Origin of the sequence: Tepidibacter hydrothermalis (assembly GCF_029542625.1) — a bacterium.
Classification (GTDB): domain Bacteria; phylum Bacillota; class Clostridia; order Peptostreptococcales; family Peptostreptococcaceae; genus Tepidibacter_A; species Tepidibacter_A hydrothermalis.
The window spans coordinates 3,406,973-3,419,854 of record NZ_CP120733.1; the positions used below are offsets into that span (position 1 = coordinate 3,406,973).

General features: G+C 36.5%; 7 protein-coding genes, 1 tRNA gene, 3 rRNA genes and 1 riboswitch. All 11 genes read right to left on the minus strand.

The annotated features are described in order from the left end of the window. Window positions 1–72: 72 nt before the first annotated feature. The gene (locus P4S50_RS16075; protein ID WP_277731843.1) at window positions 73–780 is read right to left on the minus strand and encodes a cobalt-factor II C(20)-methyltransferase; all 708 of its coding nucleotides are present in this window, start codon (window positions 778–780) and stop codon (window positions 73–75) included. A gap of 15 nt (window positions 781–795) precedes the next feature. Further along, window positions 796–1,530 carry an ABC transporter permease gene (locus P4S50_RS16080; RefSeq protein ID WP_277731844.1) on the minus strand — a complete coding sequence of 245 codons (735 nt, stop codon included), beginning with the start codon at window positions 1,528–1,530 and terminating at the stop codon, window positions 796–798. Next, window positions 1,531–2,379 carry an ABC transporter ATP-binding protein gene (locus P4S50_RS16085; RefSeq protein WP_277731845.1) on the minus strand — a complete coding sequence of 283 codons (849 nt, stop codon included), beginning with the start codon at window positions 2,377–2,379 and terminating at the stop codon, window positions 1,531–1,533. Between the two features lie 15 nt (window positions 2,380–2,394). Then, window positions 2,395–3,843: an ABC transporter substrate-binding protein gene (locus P4S50_RS16090; protein WP_277731846.1), complete on the minus strand. Its 1,449-nt coding sequence runs from the start codon at window positions 3,841–3,843 to the stop codon at window positions 2,395–2,397. Window positions 3,844–3,898: 55 nt separating this feature from the next. Then, entirely contained in the window at window positions 3,899–4,804 is a 906-nt protein-coding gene (locus P4S50_RS16095) for a sirohydrochlorin cobaltochelatase (protein ID WP_277731848.1), read from the minus strand. 32 nt (window positions 4,805–4,836) lie between these two features. After that, window positions 4,837–5,592, minus strand: a complete 756-nt coding sequence (locus tag P4S50_RS16100) for an ABC transporter ATP-binding protein (protein ID WP_277731849.1) — start codon at window positions 5,590–5,592, stop codon at window positions 4,837–4,839. Window positions 5,593–5,609: 17 nt separating this feature from the next. Then, window positions 5,610–6,674, minus strand: coding sequence for a FecCD family ABC transporter permease (locus tag P4S50_RS16105; RefSeq protein ID WP_277731851.1), 1,065 nt, complete (start codon window positions 6,672–6,674; stop codon window positions 5,610–5,612). Window positions 6,675–6,779: 105 nt separating this feature from the next. Next, a riboswitch (cobalamin riboswitch) is annotated at window positions 6,780–6,956 on the minus strand. Window positions 6,957–7,848: 892 nt separating this feature from the next. Next, window positions 7,849–7,965: ribosomal RNA gene (rrf, locus tag P4S50_RS16110) — 5S ribosomal RNA — on the minus strand. A 60-nt stretch (window positions 7,966–8,025) separates the two neighbouring features. Then, a 23S ribosomal RNA gene (locus tag P4S50_RS16115) occupies window positions 8,026–10,944 on the minus strand. A 59-nt stretch (window positions 10,945–11,003) separates the two neighbouring features. Next, window positions 11,004–11,079: transfer RNA gene (locus P4S50_RS16120), tRNA-Ala, on the minus strand. Between the two features lie 63 nt (window positions 11,080–11,142). Beyond that, a 16S ribosomal RNA gene (locus P4S50_RS16125) occupies window positions 11,143–12,659 on the minus strand. The 16S, 23S and 5S rRNA genes sit together here with 1 tRNA gene alongside, the layout of an rRNA operon. Between the last annotated feature and the right edge of the window lie 223 nt (window positions 12,660–12,882).

The window sequence follows — 12,882 nt, forward strand, 5'->3', positions numbered from 1 at the left end:
AATCAAGTAACGGTATTTTAATGCTCATCTTTTTTTGTATAACACAAATATATTTTTTAATAAATTTTCGCTTTATCCTACACGCTTTTCTTCCTTATTAATTAATATAGTAGAAAAATAAGATATTTTATCTTTATCTAAATCAGCTAAGTTAGTATATACTTTTTCTTCATTCAAAGAAGAATTACTAACTAAAATAGCATGGTCTAATAAGTTATTCTTTTTAATCTTTTCTATTATCTCCTTAAAATTCTTGTAAACCTTCATAAGAACTATAGAGCTGTAATTTTCTAATGCATAATCAAGTTTAGATTCATCAGTAGTGCAAGGAACCACTATTAACGGTTCTCTATCCATAACTAATGGAAAGTTTTGATTTGATGCTATATTTGAAAAAGATGATATACCAGGTATAGTCTCAACCTCAACCTTATCTCTTACTCTTTCAAGTAAATATACATATGTACTATATATCATAGGATCACCAAGAGTTACAAATCCTACATTTTTTCCATTCTTAACATCCTTTTCTATTTCAACAGCTATTTCATCCCATGCTTTAGTTTTTTCTAAATCATCAAAGCTCATAGGAAAATGTCTTTGCTTTATCTCAAGGTCTTCTTTTAAGTATTCTTGCACTATAGATAAAGCTAAACTCTTTCCTTCTTTTTTAGGCTCTGGAGTATATAATATATCTAACTCCTTTAAAGTATTCACCGCTTTAATTGTAAGTAAGGAACTATCTCCTGGTCCTGTACCTATTCCATAAAATTTGCTCATTTTCTATTCCTCCCTTTACTTGATTTCTTTATAGCTCACATAGATTCCCATTAAAAAAAATACTGTAAAATATATAAATAAGATTAACACTGAAGAGTAATTAATCGTACCTGTTAACGCAATAGATCTTAGACTCTTAGTTACATGAGTAAGAGGTAATACCATTATAATTTTTTCAACTACAGCAGGCATTTTGTCTAACGAAAAGAATGTTCCACATAAAAATGACATAGGAGTTATAACAAAAGTTGTAAATCTATTCATATCATAGTGATTATCTATTACCATAGCCGCTACATATCCAAATGCAGAAAATAGCATACTGTTTAAAATACATACTAGTAAAAACATAAAATTTACATTTATATTAACTCCAAATAAATAAGAAACCATAAGTATTAAAAAACCAGCATACAGACCTCTAAGAGCTCCCGCTATTATATACCCAAGTGTTAAAAGATACATTCTAACAGGTGCTGTCATATAGTATTCAAAGCTTCTCTCATGCAATTTTGCAACTGTAATTCTTATAGCTACAGCATTAAAACTTGTATTCATAGTTGATAGAGCGATTATACCAGGTATTATGAAGTATATGTATGTATGGCCCTCTACTACAACCCCATCTCCAAGACCCCATCCAAATGCTATTAAATAAAGAAGAGGACTCATAATAGCTCCAGCAGTTATTCTAAATGCTTTCCTTTTAAAGAATATAAATTCTCTCCATAAAATAGTTGCAACTTCCATTTAAATTACCTTCCTATTTGTAAAATTATAAAAAACATCTTCAAGACTTAAATCTCTAAGTATAAAACTTTCTTTAATATCATTTGAGAATTTATTTGCATCATCTATTGTTTCAAAATATCTATATCTAGTGACCTTATTTTCATCAAAATATTCTATTGTATATCTACCAAGACTACTTTTCAGATTATCACTAGTATCCTTATAAAATATTTTTCCCTTATCCATAAGAGCTATTTCATCACAAAGACTTTCAGCTTCTTCTATATAGTGAGTGGTTAATATTATAGTCTTTCCCCTATCTTTCATTAGTTTCAATATATCCCATATTTTTCTTCTAGAGTTTAAATCTACTCCAACAGTAGGTTCATCTAAAAAAAGTATTTCTGGATCATGTATTAAAGCCTTTGCTATCATAAGCTTTCTCTGCATTCCACCAGATAGCTTTTTTGACATTCTATTTTCTACTTTTTTAAGATCCATATGATTTAGTAAACTTTCTATTTGTTCTTCTCTTTGCTTTCCTGTTATACCGAATAGTTTAGCTGACAATATAAGATTCTCCTTTACTGTCAAATCCTTATCCAAGTTCATGTACTGAGGAACTATTCCTATTTGTCTTTTTAAAAATACATTATTTCTTTCCATCTTCTGATCCATTATATATATTTCTCCACTTACAGGTTTCAAAAGACCTATAAGCATATTTATAAGAGTAGTTTTTCCAGCACCATTAGGTCCTAATAGCCCAAAGAAACTTCCTTTTTTTATAATTAAATTTAGATCATCGACAGCACAGAAGTCACCGTATTTTTTTGTAACATTTTCAATTCTTATAATTTGATCCATATTAACATCACCTTATTAATTAATAGAACTTAATAAATCTAGAGATTTTACTACATCTTTTCCTGTAACATATTCCTTAGGATTAAATTTATTGTTTTTAAGGGTCATAATCTTATTATCTATTATCATTTGTACTATTTTTTTATTTTCAACTTCCGCTATATCAGAAATATTAATTTTAGTATCAATAGGTTTTATATCACTCATAATAAATAATACTTTTGCAAATTCTTCTCTTGTAACCTTCTTATTAGGATAAAAATATTCTTTATCGTCTTCTTTAAATCCATCAATGTATCCAGATGTAACTGCAGCTTCTACAAAATTTATCTTTTCATCATTCATATCAACATCTTCAAACATTCCATAAGTATGTCCCTTATGATCTTTTCTGTAGTACTTAGATGTAGGAACAAATACAGGCTTATGTTTGAATTTAACTACTATTTCAGCTAGCTCTTCTCTTGTTACGTCTTCATCAACATCATATTTAGAGTAATCATCGAATATCTCAGGATAAAACATTCTACACATTTCATTTATACCATCTAAATATCTAAATGTAGGGCTTGATATTATCTTCTGATTTATAACGTACACCCTGTCATTTTTTATAGCCTTTATAGTATCAAATCCTGGACGTATAGTTATAGAGTGTTTGTTTCCACCTGCATTCATAACTCCATTTTGAGATACAAATACATCTATATCATCAGCTTTTTCAAGTATACGCTCTGTTCCATATGAAGCAATTGAACTACCTTCCTTTATAGGCTTTACATCACTTGCTACATTAATTCCTCCTGCTATATCAATAGCCATACCAGGCATTGAATCTACAGTTACAGTTTTGTAATCTTGCTCTGATGATTCAAAATATACATTTACCTTATCATCTATATTTTTAGTTTTTTCTTTTACATCATCTATTTTTGCATAAAAATCCTTTAGTAACTCATTAGCTTTATCCTCAGTCCCAGTTAAAAAAGATAGTTTTTTTATATAATCATCAAATTCATCAAAAGATTCAGGATATAGTGATACTACATTAATCCCAGCTTTTTCTAAAGCCTGTACAAAATCTGGACGAGATCTATTTATAAAAGGTCTTATTAAAACTAGATCGGGCTCTTCAAGAATTATACTCTCAGGATCTGCATTTTTATAATCAAATTTCTTTTTTTCAAGCACCTTAGCTGGATATATATCACTTTTTCCAACACCTATTATTTCATCATCCATACCTAACTTGTATAAATTTTCTGTATGTGCTGAATAAAGAGATATTATCTTTTTAGCTGGTTCAGCAATATTTATTTGCTTTTGATCATCATCTACAAAACTTATTTTATATTCTTTATTATCTGCCGAATTATTTTGAGTTGTATCTGAACATCCAGTAAATAAAAGTATACTAGCAAAACAAATCATTATAGATAATATCTTCATGTTATATTTTACCATATTTAACCTCCACGCATAAAAATCATCAGTAAATACTGATGATTTTTATAAGTTATTATTCTTCTGTAGTTTCTTCTTTCATAGCTTCTTTTGCATGATTTACGTACATATCTTGTACTTTTTCATTTTCTCCTAAACCATGTAAATAAGTTTCAACTACAAATCCTTCTTTCTTTAATACGCTCTTCCAAGAATCTTCTTCATCTCCTGCCATATCATTATTAGCATGATCTCCTGCAACAACCATTAATGGCATTAATTTAACTTTTTCTATATTGTTTTTCTTTAATTTATTTATAACATTATCAAGTGTTGGATATCCCTCTACTGTTCCAACATATGCATTAACTCCCATGTCTTCAAACATATAATCTAAGCATGAATAAGTTGCATTAGCATAGTGATGAGTTCCATGACCCATGAATACTACAGCTTCATTTTCTTCTAATTCTCCTATTTGAACTTTTAAAGCTTCTACTAAATCTTTATAGTCTTGAACACTAGTAAGTAACGGAGAACCCATTTTTATTTTATCAAAATCATCTTTATATTGATTTACAACTGCAGTTAAATCATCGTATTCAGCACCATTCATAACATGAAGTGATTGAACTACAACTTCACTGAATCCTTCTGCTTTTAATTTTTCTAAAGCTTGAGTTGGCTCATCTACTTCTATACCATCTCTTTCTTTAAGCTTTTTGATAATTATATTTGATGTAAAAGCTCTTCTCATTTCATAATCAGGAAATGCCTTGTCTAATTTTTCTTCACAAGCTTCTATAGTAACCTTTCTAGTATCTGCATAACTTGTACCAAAACTTACAACTAAAATAGCCTTCTTGTTTGGATCTTTCTTAACTTCCTTTTCTTCAGTTCCAGCAGCACTTGAGCATCCTGCTAACATACCCCCTAAAAGCATCATACTTACTAATAATGCCAAATACTTTTTAATTCTCATTTAAATCTCCTCCTTATATATTATTATTAATTTTAAGCACGTATCAAAAATCCTTTATCCTCTATTTGGTCTACCTCTATATCAAATACATGTGCTATGAAATCAGTAGTCATTACATCTTTAGTTTGTCCTTTAGCAACAACTTTTCCCTCTTTAAGCACACACACTTCATCACTAAACATATATGCTAAGTTAAGATCATGTATAACAGATATGACAGTTAAATTCTTAGTTTCTACTAATCTTTTAATAAGCTTTAAACATTTAATTTTTTGAGATATATCCATAGCCGAAAATGCCTCATCTAAAAACAAAACCTTTGGATCTTGAGTCAATGCTTTTGCTATCATAACCCTTTGAAATTCCCCTCCACTAATCTTAGTTACAAGAGAATTTGCAAACTTCAAAGTGTCTGTTGTTTCCATAGCTTTATAGACTATTTTTTTATCTATTTGGCTAAGCTTATTAATCCTCTTTAAAAATGGCTTTCTTCCCATCATAACTATTTCAAGACATGTAAACGGAAATTTTATATCACCTTTTTGATTAATTATTGCAAAATTTTGTGATAATTCCTCTACTCTATAATCTGAAATATTTTTACCTTTATATTGAATAATTCCTTTATGATTACTTAAGTATCCAGTCAATAAATTAAGTAATGTCGTCTTACCAGATCCATTTGGCCCTATTATAGATAAAAATTTTCCTTTATCTATATCTAAACTTATATTATTCAATATACTTTTTTCATTATATTTAAAGCTAACACCTTCAACCTTAATCATATAACCACCCTCTGAATTTATTGTATACTCTTATTTTTACTAGTAAATATGTATATAAAGAACGGACCTCCAAACAAAGTAGTTATAACTCCTACAGGAATATCTATATTAAATAATGATCTTGATATATTATCTGCCATTAAAAGTAATATAGCTCCTAGCAAAGATGATATTGGTATAAGATATTTGTTATCAGATGTCAATGAAAACCTAACTATATGTGGAACTACAAGACCTATAAATCCTATTATTCCACTAACCGATACACAAACAGCGGTTATCAAAGATGCACATATTAAAAATATATTTCTTGTTCTTTTAGTATTAACACCTAATGCCCTAGCTTCTTTTTCTCCAAAAGCTAATATATTCAAATCATCAGCAAAATATATGCATGCAAATGTACATATAAGAATAATAGGTAAACTTACAATAACTTGAGACCATGTTCTTGAGTTAAGACTCCCCATAAGCCAATAGACAATGGCAAAAACCTGTTCTCCAGATGTGCTTTTTAAGAAACTTATACCTGCTGATAATATAGAGCTCACTATTATTCCCGCTATAATCAAATTAGATGAACTCATATAACCATCTATATTAGCTATTTTCATAACTATAAGCAACGTTACTATTGCTCCCATAAATGCAAATGGCATTATAGGCATAGGCGTTTGTATTATAAATATATTAATATATATACAAAGTACTGCTCCAAATGCTGCTCCTGTTGAAACCCCTATAGTATATGGATCTGCAAGAGGATTCATAAGAAGAGATTGAAATATTGCACCTGATACAGCAAGTCCTCCTCCTACTAATAAAGCTACTAAAATTCTAGGTAGCCTTATATCCCATACAATAGCAACCTTAGATTTACTTATCCCACTTAATATATCATTTCTTGATGTTATCTTTGATACAATAATTTTTACAACATCCATAATCTTAATATCTGCCCTTCCTACATTAACAGATATTATAAGAAGTAACACAGATAAACATAATAATACTATACCTATTAAAAATGCTTTTTTTCTTTTAGTTTCTAAGTTATCCATTATGTTGTCTTCTTTTATCATTAAATACCTCTTCTTCCAAAAAAAAACTCCTATAGGAGTTTTTTGATATGTATAATCTTAGGATATAATCCATCAGTTATCATAATGCTAATCTCCCTCCGAAATAGCTTATTCAAATTATAGGCAGGTATCCTGACTCACAGTCATCCTACTCCCTCACCTTCCCAGATTTACCCAGTGGTTTTTGAGGTTTCGTTACTGCTTACAGTAGCGGGGGCTGCGTCAGCTTTTCACTGATCTTCCCTTTTAATTTTAAATAAAACCCATAATTTTTTATTTAATTTGTAATGTTTACATTCATATTGTATATTAATATATATTAAAAAGAAAGTATTTTTTTTATACATTTTTTTGCTATTTTTCACAAGAGACGACATTTAAATTATATTTTTTTTATATTTATATATTTTAAATCTATATTGTAAATTAAAATTGAATTTCAAAAATATTCTCTAATAATTAACATGATTGTATAGTATATCCTATTACAAAATTATTGGAAAACACCTTTACATATTTTAATAAAAAGCATTTTTATTTAATCTACATCTAATTATTCTTTAATATTTTACTATGATACTTAGGTTTAAATTTTGAAATATACCTAAAAAAACTTTTATGTCTAACCGTAAGAGAGTTTAAGAAGTTTTAGTATGTTTCACAAAGTTCTACCTTAGTATTATTTTTTCATATCTTAATCTCTTCCAGTAATCACCTAATCTTTTTTTATAAGTTTTACATACTAAAAAAATTCGTCTACTCGCTAACGCGGTGACTCATGTCGCCAACGATCCTTCCAGGCTCCGTTCTCAAAATTCACTCCGTTCATAGCGCCAACAAGTCTAACGAATCTGTTGCTTAAAAATAGTTCTAAATCTAGCCTTTTCAATACGTTATCTACAAAACAAAAATGATATAGTTTCCTTAAGCATAAAAAAGATGGTTATTTAAATGTTAGTGAATCTTTTAAATAGATTTCAATAAAACTTATATTGTATCGCTTGAATATACGTAAAAAAACTTCTTATGTCTGAGCCTAAGCGAGTTTAAGAAGTTTTAGTATATTCAATAAGATACGATGTTTAGTTTTCTAAATCTATTTAATGCATTCACGGTATCTAAATAACCATCTTTTTCTCCTACATATCCATATAAGAGAACGTAAAAAAAGATTACGTGGCTACGTCCTACTCTCCCAGGGGGCTGCCCCCCAAGTACCATCGGCGCTAAAGAGCTTAACTTCTGTGTTCGGAATGGGAACAGGTGTATCCTCTTTGCTATAATAACCACATAATCTTTTAAGTTGTAAGTATTGGTTTTTAATACTTTCAAAATTGACCAGATTTAATAAAAGGTTAAGTCCTCGATCTATTAGTATTCATCAGCTGAACCCATTACTGAGCTTACACCTTGAACCTATCAACCAGGTAGTCTTCCTGGGATCTTACTCATAAAGATGGGAAATCTTATCTTGAGGTTGGCTTCGCGCTTAGATGCTTTCAGCGCTTATCCATTCCATACATAGCTACCCAGCTATGCCACTGGCGTGACAACTGGTGCACCAGAGGTATGTCCATCCCGGTCCTCTCGTACTAAGGACAGCTCCTCTCAAATTTCCTACGCCTGCGACGGATAGGGACCGAACTGTCTCACGACGTTCTGAACCCAGCTCGCGTACCACTTTAATGGGCGAACAGCCCAACCCTTGGGACCTACTACAGCCCCAGGATGTGATGAGCCGACATCGAGGTGCCAAACCTCCCCGTCGATGTGGACTCTTGGGGGAGATAAGCCTGTTATCCCCAGGGTAGCTTTTATCCGTTGAGCGATGGCCCTTCCACGCGGAACCACCGGATCACTAAGCCCGACTTTCGTCCTTGCTCGACCTGTATGTCTTGCAATCAAGCTCCCTTTTGCCTTTGCACTCTTCGCACGATTTCCGACCGTGCTGAGGGAACCTTTGGGCGCCTCCGTTACATTTTGGGAGGCGACCGCCCCAGTCAAACTGTCCACCTGACAGTGTCCCAAGACCAGATTCATGGTCTATGGTTAGAATCTCAATATTACAAGGGTGGTATCCCAAGGGTGACTCCACGAAAACTGGCGTTCTCGTATCTCAGTCTCCCACCTATCCTGTACATGTAATATCGAAATCCAATGCCAGGCTACAGTAAAGCTCCATGGGGTCTTTCCGTCCTGTCGCAGGTATCCGGCATCTTCACCGGAATTACAATTTCACCGAGTCTTTTGTTGAGACAGTGCCCAAATCGTTACGCCTTTCGTGCGGGTCGGAACTTACCCGACAAGGAATTTCGCTACCTTAGGACCGTTATAGTTACGGCCGCCGTTTACTGGGGCTTAAGTTCAATGCTTCGACTTGCGTCTAACACATCCCCTTAACCTTCCAGCACCGGGCAGGCGTCAGCTCCTATACATCGTCTTTCGACTTAGCAGAAACCTATGTTTTTGGTAAACAGTCGCTTGGGCCTATTCTCTGCGGCCTCTTCGGGCATACACCCTAATGAGGCACCCCTTATCCCTAAGTTACGGGGTCATTTTGCCGAGTTCCTTAACAAAAGTTCTCTCGCTAGCCTTAGAATTCTCTTCTCACCCACCTGTGTCGGTTTGCGGTACGGGTACCTTTAATCTCAGTAGAGGCTTTTCTTGACAGCATGAAATCGACTACTTCGCTACTTAATTTCGCTCCCCATCACACCTCAGAATTGCACCGACGGATTTGCCTATCAGTGCTCCCTTAATGCTTGGACCTACATCCAATAGTAGGATAGCCTATCCTTCTGTGTCACCCCATTCTTCAAACGATTATCGGTAGTACAGGAATCTCAACCTGTTGTCCATCACCTACGCCTTTCGGCCTCGGCTTAGGTCCCGACTAACCCTGAGCGGACGAACCTTCCTCAGGAAACCTTGGGTTTTCGGCCCGTAGGATTCTCACCTACGTCTCGCTACTCATGCCAACATTCTCTCTTCACTGCAGTCCACTAGTCCTTCCGGTCTAGCTTCAACCCGCAGTGAATGCTCCCCTACCCATTGACAAAGTCAATGCCGTAGCTTCGGTAGTAAGTTTTAGCCCCGATAATTTTCGGCGCAGGATCACTCGACCAGTGAGCTATTACGCACTCTTTGAATGAATGGCTGCTTCTAAGCCAACATCCTGGTTGTCTGTGCAATCCCACATCCTTTACCACTTAACTTACATTTAGGGACCTTAGCTGACGGTCTGGGCTGTTTCCCTCTCGACTATGAATCTTATCACCCACAGTCTGACTCCCAAGCAAAAGATAAAGGCATTCGGAGTTTGATAGTCTTCGGTAACCCATAGGGCCCCTAGGACATTCAGTGCTCTACCTCCTCATCTCTAAGCTTGAGGCTAGCCCTAAAGCTATTTCGGGGAGAACCAGCTATCTCCGAGCTCGATTGGAATTTCACCTCTACCCACAGCTCATCCCCGCACTTTTCAACGTGCGTGGGTTCGGACCTCCACGAAATTTTACTTTCGCTTCATCCTGGCCATGGGTAGGTCGCTCGGTTTCGGGTCTACGACAAGTAACTGAATCGCCCAGTTAAGACTCGCTTTCGCTACGGCTCCAGACCCTAAGTCCTTAACCTTGCTACTTATCGTAACTCGTTGGCCCGTTCTACAAAAAGTACGTGGTCACACTAATAATGTGCTCCCACAGCTTGTAGGCATAGGGTTTCAGGTTCTATTTCACTCCCCTTCCGGGGTTCTTTTCACCTTTCCCTCACGGTACTATACGCTATCGGTCACCAAGGAGTATTTAGCCTTGGGGGGTGGTCCCCCCAGCTTCCCACAGGGTTTCACGTGTCCCGTGGTACTCTGGAGTACGCTTGATGGTCTTCTCGTTTAATCTACAGGACTATTACCTTCTACGGTGGGTCTTTCCAAACCTCTTCGACTACAATACCTCCATCTTAATAAGCATATCCGCAACCCCTATGAAGAAAACTTCATAGGTTTGGGCTAATCCCCTTTCGCTCGCCGCTACTCAGGGAATCGATTTTTCTTTCTCCTCCTCGGGGTACTTAGATGTTTCAGTTCCCCCGGTTCCCCTCCTTAGACTATGAATTCATCTAAGGATACCTAGACATTACTCTAGGTGGGTTTCCCCATTCGGAAATCTCCGGATCAAAGATTGCTTGCATCTCCCCGAAGCTTATCGCAGCTTACCACGTCCTTCATCGGCTCTTGGTGCCAAGGCATCCGCCCTACGCCCTTAATAACTTAACCTAAATTTATTTAAATCTGTTCAATTTTCAAAGTACTAATATAGTATATAAAATACTAAATGGTGGAGACGAGGAGAGTCGAACTCCTGACCCCTTGCTTGCAAGGCAAGTGCTCTCCCAACTGAGCTACGCCCCCATATTGTATTTTAAAGAGTTTTAATAAACTCTCAAAATTAAACAGTAGGTTATTTCTCCTTAGAAAGGAGGTGATCCAGCCGCACCTTCCGATACGGCTACCTTGTTACGACTTCACCCCAGTCATTGATTTCACCTTCGGCAGATTCCTCCTTGCGGTTGGATATCTGACTTCGGGCGCCCCCAACTTCCGTGGTGTGACGGGCGGTGTGTACAAGACCCGGGAACGCATTCACCGCGACATTCTGATTCGCGATTACTAGTAACTCCAGCTTCATGCAGGCGAGTTTCAGCCTGCAATCCGAACTGAGACTAGCTTTAAGAGATTAGCTTGACCTCGCGGTTTCGCAACTCTCTGTACTAGCCATTGTAGCACGTGTGTAGCCCTAAGCATAAGGGGCATGATGATTTGACGTCATCCCCACCTTCCTCCGAGTTATCCTCGGCAGTCTCTCTAGAGTGCCCATCCGAAATGCTGGCAACTAAAGATAAGGGTTGCGCTCGTTGCGGGACTTAACCCAACATCTCACGACACGAGCTGACGACAACCATGCACCACCTGTCACCTCAGTCCCCGAAGGGAAAGCTTCGATTAAGAAGCGGTCTGAGGGATGTCAAGCTTAGGTAAGGTTCTTCGCGTTGCTTCGAATTAAACCACATGCTCCGCTACTTGTGCGGGTCCCCGTCAATTCCTTTGAGTTTCACTCTTGCGAGCGTACTCCCCAGGCGGAGTGCTTAATGCGTTAGCTGCGGCACCGAGGGGGGTAACCCCCGACACCTAGCACTCATCGTTTACGGCGTGGACTACCAGGGTATCTAATCCTGTTCGCTCCCCACGCTTTCGTGCCTCAGCGTCAGTTACAGTCCAGAGAGCCGCCTTCGCAACTGGTATTCCTCCTAATATCTACGCATTTCACCGCTACACTAGGAATTCTACTCTCCTCTCCTGCACTCAAGCCCTACAGTTTCAAAAGCTTACTACGGTTGAGCCGTAGCCTTTCACTTCTGACTTGCAGGGCCGCCTACGCACCCTTTACGCCCAGTTATTCCGGATAACGCTTGCCCCCTACGTATTACCGCGGCTGCTGGCACGTAGTTAGCCGGGGCTTCCTCCTAAGGTACCGTCATTATCTTCCCTTAGGACAGAGCTTTACGACCCGAAGGCCTTCATCGCTCACGCGGCGTTGCTGCATCAGGGTTTCCCCCATTGTGCAATATTCCCCACTGCTGCCTCCCGTAGGAGTCTGGACCGTGTCTCAGTTCCAGTGTGGCCGATCACCCTCTCAGGTCGGCTACCCATCGTCGCCTTGGTAAGCTTTTACCTCACCAACTAGCTAATGGGACGCGGGTCCATCCTACACCGATAAAATCTTTGACATTTTTAAGATGCCTTAAAAATGTATTATCTCGTATTAGCATATCTTTCGATATGTTATCCGTGTGTATAGGGCAGGTTACCCACGCGTTACTCACCCGTCCGCCGCTAAGATTAAGAAGCAAGCTTCTTAATCTCCGCTCGACTTGCATGTGTTAGGCACGCCGCCAGCGTTCATCCTGAGCCAGGATCAAACTCTTAAATAAAAGTTTGTCAGTACTCAGTAACTGACTTTATGTGTTGTTTCCGAAAATCACTGTTTGTGATTTATTTATAACCTACTGTTTAATTTTCAAAGTTCATTTTGTATTTCATATTTGCCTCGTTGTCGAGGACAAGTAATAATATATCATTTTTCGACATATTCGTCAACACTTTTTTAAAAAGTTTTTTATAATGAGCAAGAAATATACTATCAAACTCATTAAT